This window comes from Flavobacterium hankyongi, from assembly GCF_036840915.1.
GTDB lineage: Bacteria > Bacteroidota > Bacteroidia > Flavobacteriales > Flavobacteriaceae > Flavobacterium > Flavobacterium hankyongi.
Genome location: NZ_CP085725.1, coordinates 568,104 through 583,961, shown reverse-complemented (window position 1 = coordinate 583,961; position 15,858 = coordinate 568,104). Strand labels below are relative to the sequence as shown.

15 protein-coding genes and 1 tRNA gene are annotated in these 15,858 nt (G+C 30.9%); 2 read left to right on the top strand and 14 right to left on the bottom strand.

Going from position 1 to position 15,858, the window contains the following annotated elements:
• Positions 1-9: 9 nt before the first annotated feature.
• The 11 genes from LJY17_RS02710 to tpx all read right to left on the bottom strand — a co-directional run bounded on the left by LJY17_RS02710 (position 10) and on the right by tpx (position 11,344).
• Positions 10-891: an HlyD family secretion protein gene (locus LJY17_RS02710; protein WP_171221814.1), complete on the bottom strand. Its 882-nt coding sequence runs from the start codon at positions 889-891 to the stop codon at positions 10-12.
• A 25-nt stretch (positions 892-916) separates the two neighbouring features.
• On the bottom strand, positions 917-2,167 hold the full coding sequence (locus LJY17_RS02705) for a TolC family protein (protein ID WP_171221813.1): 1,251 nt from the start codon (positions 2,165-2,167) through the stop codon (positions 917-919).
• Positions 2,168-2,170: 3 nt separating this feature from the next.
• A complete protein-coding gene (locus LJY17_RS02700; RefSeq protein ID WP_171221812.1) occupies positions 2,171-2,782 on the bottom strand; it encodes a TetR/AcrR family transcriptional regulator in 612 nt (203 codons plus the stop codon).
• Positions 2,783-2,915: 133 nt separating this feature from the next.
• Positions 2,916-4,169 (bottom strand): site-specific integrase, encoded by a 1,254-nt coding sequence (locus LJY17_RS02695; RefSeq protein WP_264542332.1) that lies wholly within the window; start codon positions 4,167-4,169, stop codon positions 2,916-2,918.
• Positions 4,170-4,442: 273 nt separating this feature from the next.
• Positions 4,443-4,527: transfer RNA gene (locus LJY17_RS02690), tRNA-Ser, on the bottom strand.
• Positions 4,528-4,675: 148 nt separating this feature from the next.
• Positions 4,676-5,809: a 3,4-dihydroxy-2-butanone-4-phosphate synthase gene (gene ribB / locus LJY17_RS02685; RefSeq protein ID WP_264542331.1), complete on the bottom strand. Its 1,134-nt coding sequence runs from the start codon at positions 5,807-5,809 to the stop codon at positions 4,676-4,678.
• Positions 5,799-7,268: an LptF/LptG family permease gene (locus LJY17_RS02680; protein WP_264542330.1), complete on the bottom strand. Its 1,470-nt coding sequence runs from the start codon at positions 7,266-7,268 to the stop codon at positions 5,799-5,801. Before LJY17_RS02680 ends, ribB begins: the two co-directional genes overlap by 11 nt.
• Positions 7,269-7,277: 9 nt before the next feature.
• Entirely contained in the window at positions 7,278-7,916 is a 639-nt protein-coding gene (locus LJY17_RS02675; RefSeq protein ID WP_264542329.1) for a LolA family protein, read from the bottom strand.
• A 1-nt stretch (position 7,917) separates the two neighbouring features.
• Entirely contained in the window at positions 7,918-10,428 is a 2,511-nt protein-coding gene (locus tag LJY17_RS02670; RefSeq protein WP_264542328.1) for a DNA translocase FtsK, read from the bottom strand.
• A gap of 40 nt (positions 10,429-10,468) precedes the next feature.
• A complete protein-coding gene (locus tag LJY17_RS02665) occupies positions 10,469-10,843 on the bottom strand; it encodes a diacylglycerol kinase (RefSeq protein WP_264542327.1) in 375 nt (124 codons plus the stop codon).
• A 3-nt stretch (positions 10,844-10,846) separates the two neighbouring features.
• Entirely contained in the window at positions 10,847-11,344 is a 498-nt protein-coding gene (gene tpx, locus LJY17_RS02660; protein ID WP_264542326.1) for a thiol peroxidase, read from the bottom strand.
• A 199-nt stretch (positions 11,345-11,543) separates the two neighbouring features.
• Between tpx and LJY17_RS02655 the strand changes: the two genes are divergently transcribed.
• Positions 11,544-11,918, top strand: coding sequence for a DoxX family membrane protein (locus LJY17_RS02655; protein ID WP_264542325.1), 375 nt, complete (start codon positions 11,544-11,546; stop codon positions 11,916-11,918).
• A 34-nt stretch (positions 11,919-11,952) separates the two neighbouring features.
• Here the strand turns inward: LJY17_RS02655 and LJY17_RS02650 are convergent, their stop codons facing one another.
• From LJY17_RS02650 to LJY17_RS02640, 3 genes are all read right to left on the bottom strand, one after another.
• Positions 11,953-12,210 carry a DUF6952 family protein gene (locus LJY17_RS02650; protein ID WP_264542324.1) on the bottom strand — a complete coding sequence of 86 codons (258 nt, stop codon included), beginning with the start codon at positions 12,208-12,210 and terminating at the stop codon, positions 11,953-11,955.
• A gap of 2 nt (positions 12,211-12,212) precedes the next feature.
• Entirely contained in the window at positions 12,213-12,521 is a 309-nt protein-coding gene (locus tag LJY17_RS02645) for a thioredoxin family protein (protein ID WP_264542323.1), read from the bottom strand.
• A gap of 91 nt (positions 12,522-12,612) precedes the next feature.
• Positions 12,613-13,248, bottom strand: coding sequence for a peroxiredoxin (locus LJY17_RS02640; RefSeq protein WP_264542322.1), 636 nt, complete (start codon positions 13,246-13,248; stop codon positions 12,613-12,615).
• Positions 13,249-13,609: 361 nt separating this feature from the next.
• On the opposite strand from LJY17_RS02640, the gene katG reads away from it, so the two are divergent.
• Entirely contained in the window at positions 13,610-15,808 is a 2,199-nt protein-coding gene (gene katG, locus LJY17_RS02635) for a catalase/peroxidase HPI (RefSeq protein ID WP_264542321.1), read from the top strand.
• Positions 15,809-15,858 lie beyond the last annotated feature (50 nt).

Sequence of the window (15,858 nt, the reverse complement as noted above, 5' to 3'; positions counted from 1 at the left end):
ATTTTTTAATTAATATTTAATCCACATTTCTGCTGGCATTCCGATTTTTAGTCTGCCATCATTTTTTACTTTTACCTTTACGGCATAAACGAGATTTACTCGTTCTTCTTTTGTTTGAATAATTTTAGGAGTAAACTCTGCCGAAGATGCAATCCATGAAATATTTCCTTGATATGATTTCATATCTTTTTCAGCATCAATTTTTACCGATACATTTTGTCCAACTTTTATTTTTGACAACTGTGTTTCGCTTACATAGATTCGCAAAGTCATTTCAGAAATATCAGCTATCTTGTATAGTGGTTTTCCAAATGCTGTTATTTCGCCTGGTTCAGCATACTTAGTTAAAACAGTTCCATTAATAGGATTAATAATTTTACTTTTTGCTATTTGATCATTGATTCTAGCAATTTGTACATCTATCGATTTTAAGTCATTTAAAATAGGTGCGTTTTGAGTTCCGACACTTTTAATTTGCTCTTCGATAACTTTTACCTTTCCTTCAATTTCATCTACTTGTCGTTTAGTTGCAGCATTTTCAGAATACATATTACGGATTCGGTTTTTCTCTAATTTAGCTGTTTTTAATTGTTCATTTAAGACGCTTTTTTGCGATATTACATTTGCGGATTTTGACGATATGGTGCTTTTAGAGGCAATTAATTGTTGTTTCGCAAAATGTAATTGTAATGTATCAACTAATCCTACTTGTAATTGAGATTTTAATTCATCTCCTTCTTCGACTTTTAAAAACTCTATTTTACCGTTAGCTTCTGAAGAAATAGTTATTTCAGTTGCTTCAAAATTCCCATAACCGTCAGCTTTGTCGTTATTTTTGTTACAAGAAATTAGCCCTATCGTTGCTAAAATTATTATGCTTATTTTTTTCATTTTTTTAAATTTTTCGGGTACTATTTTATTTTCCTTTAATTATTTCGTAATTTGATTTAGCAGCTGCTAATTGAACTTCATGCGTTTTCAAAATATTTTTTGCTTCAAATAAATTGGTTAATTCTATAAGATATTCAGACGATGTTATCACACCATTTTTTAATTGAGCATCTGAGGATTTAATAACTTTTTCACGTATTTGAATTATTTCGGTATCAGAAAGCAGCAGTTGTTCTAATTTTTTAATTTCAAAATCTTGCTCTTCTAATTGTATTTTGTTATTTAATTCAAATGTTTCTTTCTCAGATGTTACTATTTCTTTAGATATATCCAATGCTTTTTTATCTATTTTGGTTTTGCCCCAATCAAAAATATTCCAATTCGCTTTTAGGCCAACAACATAAAATGGTTGAAAAGAATTGTCTAACATGTTTAATCCAGGATTACCATAACCCGCTTGACCAAAAGCATTTATTTTTGGAAGATTTGATTTAGATAGTACACTTTTCGAGAACTCTAATTGCTGATTTTGTAAATCATAAAAAGCAATTTCAGGTCTTGTTGTATTAGTGCTATTTGGATATGATACTGGTTGTATTAAAGTTGTTTCGGTATCAATATCTGAAAAAGTTAATTCTGAAAGGTTATTTAATAATTTGATGTTTTCAAATTTAATTTCGGTTAACTGCTGGTTTATTTTAATAATTTCTGCTTCTAAAACCTGTTCTGATGATGGAAGAATTGCTCCAAATTTGACTCCTGATTTCACTTCCTTAACTTTGGAAGTTAATAACTCTTTTTTTGAAGATAGTAGTGCCTTTTTTTCTTGAAGTAACAAAACAGAAAAGAAATATTGATTAATTCGAGTTTTTATTTGATATAAGCTAACTTCAATTAGTTGCTGTTGTGTTTTGGTTTGTGCTTCTTTTAATTTAGTATTTGCATCAATTATTCCACCATTGTATACTAATTGATTTACATCTAAAGTTGCTCTATATTGATCTTTATTTAAAGATTGAACTCCAGGTAGTGAAGTAGGTAATCCTATCACTTCAGATTGATAAGTTGCTTGTGCATTTACATCGATTTTTGGTAATTTTCCTTTGCTTAATGCTTCAATTTCATAACTTGATTTTTGTTGTATTAATCCTGTTTGTTTTGATAAAGGATAATTTTTTGTAGCTAATGAGTAACAATCTTCCAAGGTTAAAGTCTGTTGTGCATTAGCATATATTGATATAGACAATACTATCAGTATGATTAACTTAGTTTTCATAATTTATATTTTTATTGAATTAATGATAAACTCAGCCACTTCCGTTTTTCTATTTTCTAGTATTTTATTATAGCTTTCTTTATCCATATTAACAAGTGCCATTAATAGCGGTTCTCCGATAAAAGGAAAAATATTTAAAGAGATAATATTGATAAATAGCTGTTCGGCTTCGATTGGTTTGATAATTCCTTGATTTATAGCATCACTTACTTGAAGTTTAAATTTTTCAATGGAAGGAAAATTTTTTTCAGAGCGAAGTTTTTGAACAAATTCTGGGTTCTTATTTAATTCTTGTATTACAAAATTTGGCAAATAGGGATGTTTGATTACAAACGAAACATAATTTTCAGTGAACTTTCGTATTTTTTCAAATAAGTCACTATCATCATTTAACACTTTATTTAATTGTGGTGCTAAAAGTGAAAAAGCACTTTTGAAAACAGCTTCAAATAATAATTGTTTGCTTCTATAATAATAATGTAATAATGCTTTATTGATTTTTGCTTTATCTGCTATTTCTTGCATTCTTGCACCTGCCATTCCTTTTTGCTGAAAGATTTCTTTTGCAGCTATTAATATTTCAGTTTCAGTATTTTCAGTTTTAATTTTATCCATATTGTTTAATTATATAGTTTAACTATTTGGTTAACAAAATTACTAAAATAAAGTTACTAAAATGGTGTTTATGCTTTTTTTAACAAATAATAAAGTCTTAATAGCTTTAAATAGCATTGATTACTAGAAATGTTTAGCTTGTGACTGAAGATTTTTTCAATATATTATTGTCTAAAATTGAAAATTTATCTTTTAAAATCTTCATATCATCACTAACTTTTCTATCTAAAACTTTAGCATAATGTTGTGTAGTTCTTAAATTTTTATGCCCAAGCATTTTGCTCACACTTTCAATTGGAACGCCATTGGTAAGTGTCACAGTAGTAGCAAAAGTATGTCGAGCAATATGAAAAGTTAATTCTTTTTCAATTTCACAAACTCCGGCTATTTCTTTTAGATAAGCGTTCATTTTTTGGTTGGATAAAATAGGCAGTAGTTTATCTTCGTTATTACATTGCGGATGATTTTTGTACTTGTCGATTATCATTTGAGTAACTGGAAGGATTGGAATTTTGGATGCACTTTCTGTTTTCTGTCTGTGAGTGAATATCCATTTTTCGCCATCAATACCGAAGCTTATATGCGACTTTGTTAGGTTTTTGACATCAATGTATGCCAAACCTGTAAAGCAGCTAAAAAGAAAGATATCACGAACTAGTGATAGTCTTTCTGTTTTGAAATCTTTTTCAATTATTGATTGGATTTCTGCTTCAGTAAGATAAACTCTTTCAACATCTTTGACTTTTGATTTATAGTTTGCAAATGGGTTTTTATCAATCCAATCATTTGCTAAACAAAGCTTGATTATTTTATTGAAGTTTTTAAGGTATTTAACTGCTGTGTTATTAGCACAGTTTCTAACGCTTCGTAACCAAAACTCGTAATCGGTTATAAAGACATGATCAATCTTGGTAATATCGATATCGGAAATATTGTATTTCCATTGCATGAATTCAATAGTATGTTTGAGTGAAGTAGTGTAGCGTTCTAATGTTCCTGGAGCATATTCTTTGCCAACTAATTCTTTTATTTTGTTGTTGTGGTCTTGGAAGATAGGAACTAGCATTTTTGCTCTTTCATCAACTCCTAATAGTTTGCTTTTAAATATTTCGGTTGTTATTGTTATCTTTTTATAGATTAACTCCATTTCAGCATCTCTGATTTGATTTTTAAGTAAATCAAGATGATTATTTATTGAACGAGCTTCTTCTGAAGTCCCTTTCATTTTACCTGCTTCTGTTGACCATTTTGAAATTTCTATAAATCGGTTTGTACTTAGCTCGATACGCTTACCGTTGATAGTAATTCTCATGTAAATAGGAATTAAACCGTTTGCAGCTGCTTTTGCTTTCTTTGCATAAAAGAGAGTTGATACTTTTGTTTTCATTGTGGTGACCTTTTTAGTTGTTATTAAATTTAACTTCAATATGACTAATCCACAAGATGTACAGTTTTTAAACTGGTTGTTGAACTGGCTGTAAAGCCTTGTGAATACAAGTCTGAAATAAAAATCGGTTACCCAAGATTTGGATTGTTTAGGGTAACCGATTTTATCCCTTTAGGTTCACGAATGATTGAATAATTTGATATGTGATAAAAAGAAAAAACCCTTAAAATCATACGATTTTAAGGGTTTTAATTCAATTTGCTTTTCAGCTTGCGGAGAAAGAGGGATTCGAACCCCCGGACCTGTTACAGTCAACAGTTTTCAAGACTGCCGCATTCGACCACTCTGCCATTTCTCCAGTATGTATCGCTCTACTTCCGTATTGCGAGTGCAAATATAACACTGTTTTTTATATCTCCAAACGTTTTGATAAGAAAAAATGTAAATATTTTTTAACTAATTTATAACTATTTCAAAATGTTCAAATTAGAGTTAATATTTTTTTTCTAATAATTTACGTATTCTACAATTTCCAAACCGTATCCAATCATTCCAACACGTTTTCCCACTTCTGTATTTGATACTAAACGTATTTTTGTAATATCGATATCGTGTAATATTTGAGCCCCAATTCCATAGTCTTTACTATCAATAACAATTTTTGGAGCTTTCATTTCACCTTTTGATTGCAAATCTTTTAATTCATTAATTCTATTTAACAAACTTACTGATTGCATGTCTTGATTTATAAATATTACAGCACCTTTACCTTGCTCATTAATCACTTTAAACATATCATCCAACTGTTTATCAGCATTAGTAGTTAAAGTGCCTAATAAATCGTTATTTACTTGTGAAGAATTTATACGAGTCAATACAGCTTCCCCTGAATTCCAAGTACCTTTTGTTAAGGCTATGTGTATTTGTTTATTAGTTGTTTGCTCATAAGCACGCATTCTAAATGTTCCAAAACGAGTTTGAATATCAAAATCTTCCTTTTTAACAATCAAACTATCGTGCTGCATACGATAAGCAACCAGAGCTTCAATTGATACTAATTTCAAATCAAATTTTTGAGCCACTTCTACTAACTGAGGCAAACGAGCCATAGAACCATCTTCGTTCATAATTTCTACAATAACTCCTGCTGGTTTAAAACCTGCTAAACGAGCAAAATCAATTGCAGCCTCTGTATGACCAGTTCTTCTTAAAACACCACCTTGCTTAGCAATTAATGGAAAAATATGTCCAGGACGTGCTAAATCAAATGGTTTAGTGTTTGGATCAATTAAAGCTTGCACTGTTTTAGCTCTATCTGAAGCAGAAATACCTGTAGTAACTCCGTGACCTTTTAAATCCACAGAAACAGTAAATGCTGTTTCCATATGATCTGTATTGTTTGTAACCATTGGACGAAGTCCAAGCTCTTTACAACGACTTTCTGTAAGAGGAGCACAAATAAGCCCTCTTCCATGAGTTGCCATAAAGTTTATCATTTCTGGGGTAATTTTTTCTGCAGCAGCAAGGAAATCACCTTCATTTTCTCTGTCTTCATCATCAACAACGATAATTACTTTTCCTTGTCTGATATCATCTATTGCTTCTTCAATTGTGTTTAATTTAATGGTATTAGTCTCCATTTTCTTGTATTGTGTTGTTGTTATTGTTTAATTTTCTAGTGATGAATTCATACACTTTTTTAAATGGTTCTGTTATGAAATCAAAATTAACATCACCATTATCATTTACTGCCTTTTTAGTTAAATATATGGCCAATGGGGTAAGAACTATAGATGAAATCCAAGATCCCATAAATGGCGTTGTTCCTCCTTCTTGTGCCAATTTTTTTCCAAAAGTGTTTAAGAAGTGGAATGTTATAAAAATTAGCATTGCAAATACTATAGGCAATCCTAAACCTCCTTTTCGTATGATAGCTCCAAGTGGTGCACCAATAAAAAACATAAGTAAACAAGCATATGCGATTACAAATTTCTCATACATTGAAAGCCAATGGTTGTTTATATCTCTCTTTTTTTCCTTAAATGAAAGTTCATTCATTTCAAGATTTTGCTTTGAACTTAATGCATCGCTGTTTGCAATTTCTAAGATTTTTGATTTTAAATTATTATCCAAAAAACTGGTCAAATTTGGCGTTTTTGGATTTTTTATTTGTGCGGAATCAAGTGGATTTGGATTATAACTAAATCCAAATCTTTGATATACATTATCTGAAACAGAAATTATTTCTTTATTGTAACTTGTTGTAAGTGAATCGGTAGTATACTTTAATTCACTTAAACTAAGCATATTGTTAGTATTTGTAATTTGAGATTTATCTTCATCTGCTGAATTTAACTTAGACAAATCAATATTTATATTGTATTTTTTAAAATAGACTTTTGCAAAAGGCATTTTAGGTCTATCCTTATAATCCTTAGGAGTAATATCTTCATAATAATACCCGTCAATTAAAACCAACTGAAGTAAATTTGATTCTTCACTACTAATCAAATGTCCTTTTTTAGATTTGATTACTGTTTTTGCTCCTTCGCCTAAATTAGATTTTTTGTGAATAGTTACATTTTCTAAAAATTCTCCCTTCTCCCCTGTTTTTTTATCAACCTTAATATTAATATTTCCAATGTTACTAAACTGACCTTCAGCAATTGCTAAGGCAGGTTTAACTTGAGCAATATTTTTTCGAAAATTGATAAATTTATATTCGGCGTAAGGAATTATATTATTTGCAAAGAAAAATGCACAGAAAGACAGTAAAACAATAAAAACCGACAAGCCTTTCATAGTTCTTTGAAAAGAAATTCCAGCGGATTTCATTGCGGCAAACTCATAATTTTCGGCAAGATCACCAAATGTCATAATTGATGACAATAACACCGAAAGTGGTAATACCATTGGAACTAATTTTGGTGAAGCAAACAGTAAGAACTTTATAATCATGAATAAATCCAAGTCCTTACCCGCTAATTCAGAAATAAATAACCAAACGGTTTGTAATATGAATATAAAAAACAAGATTACAAATACCGAAGTAAATGTAATCAGGAAAGTTTTTAATAAGTATCTGTCAAGAATTTTCATTCAATAGTTTTAATCCAAATTATTGATGTAGTAATTAGGATATTTAGTTTTTACAAAGGTAAAATGATTTTTGGCTAATGGAAGATTAGTTTTAAAAGAATTAACAGTTAATGTTACTGTTGTTCCATTTTTACCTATTGTAATTGTATTATACACTTGATTTGTTGCTACATCTACACCAACAAGGATTTGTTTTCTTTCATCCTTAGAACTTATAGGTGTTAATTTCACATACTGAATCTTTTTCCCCTTGATAGTTTGAGTTATATCCCAAGAATATTTGAAACCTTTATTAAAAAAAGTAAGCATTTTTGCAGGTGTATCTGCATCATCCTCTCCCCCTACACTTGCAATACTAATTTCTTCGTCTTCTTTAGAAATCGTATAAATCTTTTTACCATCACACATTTTGGTAACACCTAAAAAGTTTAACAAATACTGATTGCCTTGTAAAGTAACTTTACCTTTATTAGTTTGATTTACTTTCTCTTTAGTATTTTGAAGATTATAGTTGAAATCAATTTCAACATTCTTATATGACTTTACTTTGGCAGAAACTTTATCCAATAATGCTTTTGCTTTAGTAGCGTCTTGTGCCTGAACAGTTAAACCAGCAAATAATAGTACTAATGCAATTATTTTTTTCATATTAATCATTTTTTTGTTCATTCATAAAAAATTGTTCCAAAGAAACTAAATCAGGGATATTAACTGATCTTGCTTTACTTCCTTCAAAAGGACCAACAATTCCAGCAGCTTCTAATTGATCAATTAATCGTCCAGCTCTATTATAACCTAATTTAAGCTTTCTCTGAATTAACGATGCAGAACCTTGCTGAGCTGTTACAATAACTTCGGCAGCATCTCTAAACAATGAATCTCTTTCTGAAATATCTATATCAAGACTTATGCCACTATCCTCCCCTATAAACTCAGGAAGCATATAAGCGGTTGGATATGCCTTTTGAGAACCAATAAATTCACATATTTTTTCAACTTCTGGCGTATCCACAAAAGCACATTGTACACGTACCAAATCATTTCCATTTGAGAATAACATATCTCCACGACCAATTAACTGATCTGCACCACCTGAATCTAAAATTGTTCTAGAATCTATTTTAGAGGTTACTCTAAAAGCAATACGAGCTGGGAAATTGGCTTTGATCATACCGGTAATTACGTTTACCGAAGGTCGCTGTGTTGCAATAATCAGGTGAATTCCAATAGCACGAGCCAATTGTGCTAAACGTGCAATAGGCAATTCAACCTCTTTACCAGCTGTCATAATTAAATCAGCAAACTCATCGACAACAAGAACAATATATGGTAAAAATCTATGTCCAGCTTCTGGATTTAATTTACGTTGCTTGAACTTTTCGTTATACTCTTTAATATTACGAACCATTGCGTCTTTTAGTAATGAATAACGATTATCCATTTCAACACAAAGTGAATTTAAAGTCGTAATAACTTTTGAGTTATCTGTAATAATAGCATCTTCAACATCAGGAAGTTTTGCTAAATAATGTCTTTCTATTTTATTAAAAAGTGTCAATTCTACTTTCTTAGGATCAACTAAAACAAACTTAACTTCAGCTGGATGTTTTTTATACAATAATGAAGTAAGAACTGCATTTAATCCTACAGATTTTCCTTGACCTGTAGCTCCCGCCATTAACAAGTGTGGCATTTTTGCTAAATCGACAACAAACGTTTCGTTCGAAATTGTTTTTCCTAAAGCAATTGGTAATTCCATTTCTGCTTCTTGGAATTTAGCAGATGCTATAACTCCTTTCATAGGAACCATAGTTGGATTTTTATTTGGTACCTCGATACCAATTGTACCTTTTCCTGGAATTGGTGCAATGATACGAATACCTAATGCAGCAAGCGATAATGCAATGTCATCCTCTAAACTTTTAATTTTTGAAATACGGATACCTGCTTCTGGAACAATTTCATATAAAGTAACCGAAGGTCCAACAGTAGCTTTAATTTGAGCAATGTCGATTTTATAATTGCGAAGTGTTTCTACAATTCGGTTTTTGTTTTCTTCTAATTCTTCTTGATTAATTGTAATTCCAACCGTGCCATATTCTTTCAATAAATCTATTGTTGGAAATTTATAGTTTGACAACTCTAATGTTGGATCAAATTCACCAAAATGAGAAACTAGTTTAGCTGCTAAATTTTCTTCGACAATATCTTCCTCCTCAACCTTTTCAATTACGAAGTCATTTTCTTCAGATTTTATATCACCTAAAGGTTTAATAACTTCATTTTTAATTGTTGGTTCTAAAGATAATTCTGAAGCTGTTCCAATTGTTGGTTTTAACGCTTCTTTGTTTATTTCAAATTGTGAAGGAACAGTCTTAAGAACTATTTCACCTAACTCTTCATCATCTTCTTCAAAATCATTTTTGTTTGGTGTAGTTATTAGATTCTCCTTAACATCAGAAGCTTGAAATTCTTCATCTTCATTAACAGCAAATTCTTCTAAATTATAGGCAGCTGAAACATTTTCGGGACCTCTTTGAGCTAAATCATCTTTAATTTCTTTCTTAGCATTCTCAAAAACTCCTTTGATTTTTTCTGGTGAAACTTTTACTTTAAAAATTAAGTAAATAACTATTCCGAATATTAAAACTAATAAAGTTCCTGTTTTACCAATATAATCTTGAGAAAAGATATTCATTTCATAACCTATCACTCCTCCTAGTTCTGGCAAAAAGTCACCAAAAAAACCGAATAGAATTGACAAAATAATGATTACAAATATGTCCCAAAACCACGTTTTTTTAAGCTTAGAAACTGCTAAATCTAAAACTAAATAGGCTCCCGTTAAAAATAGAAGTCTAACAAACAAAAAAGAAGCAACACCAAAACCTTTATAAATAAAAAAATCTGATAAAAACGCACCGAACTTCCCTAGCCAGTTTTGTACTTGTGCATTTCTATTTGAAAAATCAGCAAGTTCACTTTGATCAAATTTTCCATTAACAAAATAAGAAACAAATGACACAGCCAATGCAATTGAAAGTAGCACTAAAAGTACCCCAATTGTTATTTTATGCTGTTTCGTTGGATTAAATCGACTGAATAAATTAGTCTCTTCAGGCTCTAAAGTAGATTTTTCCTTTTTACTAGATTTGGCCATTAATTTGCTCTTTTTAAACAAAAATAATCAATATTAATAATTAAAATAATCGAGGTAAATAAATAAACATTCCTATTGCAATAGCTGTCATTGCCGCAAAAAACACTGCTCCTGCTGCAATATCTTTAATAAATCCTATACGTTCGTGATAATCTGGGTGAATAAAATCTGCAATTTTCTCAACTGCAGTGTTTAATCCCTCGATACTCAACACTAAACCAAATGCCAAAATTTGAAACATCCATTCGGTTTTAGTAATATCAAAGTAAAAACCAGCTATAATCATTATGATTGCCAATGATGACTGAACCATCACGCTATGCTCTGTCGTGATTAGTTTTACTGCACCTTTAAATGCAAAAACCATGCTTTTTAACCTACCAGTAAAAAGCGTTTCGTCTTTTTGAAATTTCATTATTTATAACGAAGCTAAAGCTGCTTCATAATTTGGTTCATCAACAATCTCTGGAACTTGCTCTGTGTATTTAACAATTCCGTTTTCATCTAAAACGATTACCGCACGTGAATGTAAACCTGCAAGAGGACCATCGACAATAGACAATCCGTAAGTATTACCAAAAGAATTATCTTTAAAATCTGATAAGTTAACTACGTTTTCCAAACCTTCAGCACCACAAAAACGGTTTTGGGCAAAAGGTAAATCTCTTGAAATACAAAGTACTTTTGTATTTTCTAATGAACTTGCTTTTTCATTAAACTTTCTAACCGAAGTTGCACAAGTTCCTGTATCAATACTTGGAAAAATATTTAAAACAACTCTGCTCCCTTTATAATCTGATAAAGAAGCAACAGATAAATCTGTTTTAACTAATTGAAAATCTTTTGCCTGAGTTCCAATTTGCGGTAACTCACCTACTGTATTTATTGGGTTTCCTTTTAATGTGATTTGTGCCATTTTTAAAAATTTTAGAATTTCAAAAGTAATCAAAAAAACAAAATCTTTTAGAATTAGAAGCAATCTTGAACAATTACTTAAAAAAAGGAGTATACAAAATATAAAATTTTACAACATAAAAATAAAATATATCAAAATATTAAGAATTTTATTGAATTTTTTTTCATTAAATTTGATAGGAACTAAAAAAATTACTTTTATGAAAATCGCTACCATTGTCGTAAGAGTCTTACTAGGGCTTTTATTTGTCTACGCTTCTGCTAATTTTTTTCTAAAATTATCCCCCGAACCTGAAACTACTGGTGCTTTTAAAGCTTTTCAATCAGGAATTGTTGCTTCAACTTACATTTTACCACTTGCTAAAGCATTAGAGTTGCTTTGCGGAGTAGCTTTTCTTACTGGAAAATTTGTGTCTCTTGCAAACATTGTAATTTTACCTGTTACTATTAATATTTTTATGATTCACCTTTTTATGAGCCCTGAAAATTTACCAATAGCAATAGGAATCATATTCGCTAATTCATTTTTAATCTTTAGATATTGGGATAATTACAAATCTGTTTTCACACCTTGATATAAATAAAAAACTCTCAGATTTGAGAGTTTTTTTATTTATCGATAGAACCAAGAACCCTTTGCATAAAAGTGTTTAGTGCTTCTTTTTTATCAGTTCCTTGTTTTACCATTTTATTTACTTCTAAAGCTCCATACATATTTGAAATTAACTCTCCAATCACATCAAGCTCTTCGTCTTTCAATGATGATATTTCTGTTAAAGCTTCAAGAACTTCAATAGTTTCAACAATATAATCTTGATCATTTTCCTCAATAAATTGAGTTAAATGTTTAATAACTGGCAATTTCATGATTAAATGATTTCGTTAACTAATTCTGTTAAAACTTCAGCTTTGTTTGTTTGGGTTTCGTTTACCAATTTTCCACCAACAAATGTTGCAAAAGTTGGCAAGTTTGAAACATTTGCCAATTTTCTAGATTCAGGTGAATTCTCAGCATCAATAATAACAAAAGTAATACCTTCATTTTCAGTAGCCAATTTTTTAAATTTAGGCTTCATGATACGGCAATTTCCACACCAAGAAGCGGAAAACTGTACTACTACTTTTTCATTGCTCTCAACAACGTTTTGCAATGTATCTTCGTTTAATTCAAGTAACATAAATATTCCTTTTAAAAAAGAATTCCAAACTCCAACCAGAAAACGAAATTACTTTCAATTGGAATTTGGAATCTTATTATTTGTTATAGATTTAGTTTTGAGCTAAGTAAGCTGCAGTACTTAAACGATCTGCATTCATTGCTTCTTTACCTTGCTCCCAGTTTGCAGGACAAACCTCACCTTTAGTTTGAACGTGAGTATAGGCATCAATCAAACGCAAATATTCGTTTACGTTTCTTCCTAATGGCATATCGTTTACACTTTCGTGGAAAATTTTTCCTGTTTCGTCTATTAAATAAGTCGCACGGAAAGTTACATTTGAACCTTCAATTAAAATATCGTTTGACTCTTCATCATATACTTCTTGAGCATCTAAAATATCTAAAGCTTTAGATAAATTACGAGTAGTATCTGCTAATAAAGGATAAGTAACTCCTTCTATACCACCATTGTTTTTAGCTGTGTTTAACCAAGCAAAATGGACTTCATTTGTATCACAAGAAGCACCAATTACGATTGTGTTTCTTTGTTCAAATTCAGGTAAAGCAGCTTGAAAAGCGTGTAATTCTGTTGGACATACAAAAGTAAAATCTTTTGGGTACCAAAATAATAATACTTTTTTGTTGTTTTTTGTTGCCTCTTCTAAAACGTTAATTCTTAAGTTATCTCCCATTTCAGAGATTGCATCTACGGTAATGTTTGGGAACTTTTTTCCTACTAAAGACATAATTTGTATCGATTTAAAATTATTTTATTTTCTGCGAAGTTAATCTGAAAATAATGAATATCTAAATGAAGCAGATTATATTTTATTATTGATTTATAGAATGTTTTTATGTGAACTACAACAAGACAGTTTCATTGTAAAATATATAAATAAAATATTAAAAAAATAACATATTACATAAATAAAAATAAAATTCTTAAGTATTTTTTAAAGCTGATTATGTATTCATACAAACATTATTAGTAACTTTATTACATAAGATTAGTCAGTTAAACTATAATTTTTATCTATTAAAAACAAACGTAACGATAGATTTTTAAAAATAATTTTACACACACAAAAAAATATAATCAAATAAATTATGGAAAACTACTCAGATTCAAATCACAGCTCAAACAAAGTAGAAAGCAAATGTCCTTTTCATAATGGGCAAATGAAACAAACCGCAGGAACCGGTTCTTCAAATAAAGATTGGTGGCCTAATCGGTTAAATCTTGATATTCTTAGACAACATTCTTCTTTATCTGATCCTATGGATAAAGATTTTAATTATGCTGAAGAATTTAAAAAATTAGATTTATCGGCAGTAAAAAAAGATATATTCCAATTAATGACGACATCACAAGATTGGTGGCCCGCAGATTATGGTCATTATGGCCCATTATTTATAAGAATGGCTTGGCATAGTGCAGGAACATACCGTATTTCTGATGGTCGCGGTGGAGCTAGTACAGGAAATCAACGATTTGCTCCAGTAAATAGTTGGCCAGATAATGGCAATTTAGATAAAGCTCGTTTTTTACTTTGGCCTATCAAACAAAAATATGGGAATAAACTATCTTGGGCCGATTTGATGATACTTGCAGGTAACTGTGCTTTAGAATCGATGGGATTTAAAACGTTTGGATTTGCAGGTGGTCGTGAAGATATTTGGGAACCAGAACAAGATATAAACTGGGGAAATGAAACAGAATGGTTAGGAGATAATCGATACAAAGGTGATAGAGAATTAGACAATCCGTTAGCGGCAGTACAAATGGGTTTAATATATGTAAACCCTGAAGGTCCAAATGGAAATCCGGATCCAGTAGCATCAGCCAAAGATATTAGAGAAACTTTTGCTAGAATGGCCATGAATGATGAAGAAACTGTGGCTTTAGTAGCTGGAGGTCATACTTTTGGTAAAGCACATGGAGCAGGAGATGCTGCACTTGTAGGAGCAAATCCAGAAGGCTCGAGCATTGAAGATATGGGAATGGGATGGAAAAACGCATTTGGCTCAGGAAAAGGCGGTGATGCAATTACTAGTGGAATTGAAGGTGCGTGGAAACCTAATCCAACTACTTGGGATAATGGGTATTTTGAAACACTTTTTAAATATGACTGGAAATTAACAAAAAGCCCAGCAGGTGCTCATCAATGGGAACCAACAGATCCTGCAGCCACAACTCTAGTTGAAGACGCACATAATCCAACTAAACGTCATGCCCCAATGATGACTACTGCAGATTTAGGTTTAAAAATGGATCCTATCTATGAGCGTATATCAAGAGACTATTATGAAAACTTCGATAAATTTGCAGATGCTTTTGCCAGAGCTTGGTACAAATTAACACATCGTGATATGGGACCAATAACTCGTTATCTTGGCCCTGAAGTTCCAAGCGAAGTATTAATCTGGCAAGATCCAGTTCCTGCTGGAAATAAAAACTTGAGCAACGATGATATTGAATTGTTAAAAGCAAAAATTTTAAATTCAGGATTAACCATTTCACAACTGGTTTCAACAGCTTGGGCTTCTGCGTCGACATTTAGAAATAGTGATAAACGCGGTGGTGCCAATGGTGCTCGTATTCGATTCGAACCACAAATTAATTGGGAGGTGAATAATCCAACTCAATTAAAATCGGTTTTAGCTACACTTGAAAATATTCAAAAAGATTTCAATTCATCTGGAAAAAGTGTATCAATAGCTGATTTAATTGTTCTAGGTGGTTGTGCTGCTGTTGAAAAAGCTGCAAATACTAAAGTACCTTTTACTCAAGGACGAGGCGATGCTTTGCTAGAACTAACTGATGTACATTCTTTCGAGGTTTTAGAACCAAAAGCAGATGGTTTTAGAAACTATAAAAATGCTTCTTCAAAAGAAATAACCGAAGAAATGCTAATAGATAAAGCACAATTGTTATCATTAACAGCTCCTGAAATGACAGTATTATTAGGTGGCTTAAGAGTATTAGATACTAATTATGATGGATCAAAACATGGTGTATTTACTAAAACTGAAGGTCAATTAACGAATGATTTCTTCGTTAACTTATTAGATTTAGGAATAGTATGGAAAGCTACAAATGATTCAGGAGAAATATTTGTGGGATCAGATAGAATTTCTGGCGTACCAAAATGGACAGCTACTCGTGCCGATTTAATTTTTGGCTCCAATTCAGAATTACGTGCCATAGCAGAAATTTATGGTTCAAATGATTCTAAAGAAAAATTTGTTAGAGACTTTGTTGCTGCTTGGGACAAAGTAATGAATTTAGATCGTTTTGATTTATAAAAATCCTAAATAAAGTTCAAGATAAAGGTGACCTATTTAGGTCACCTTTC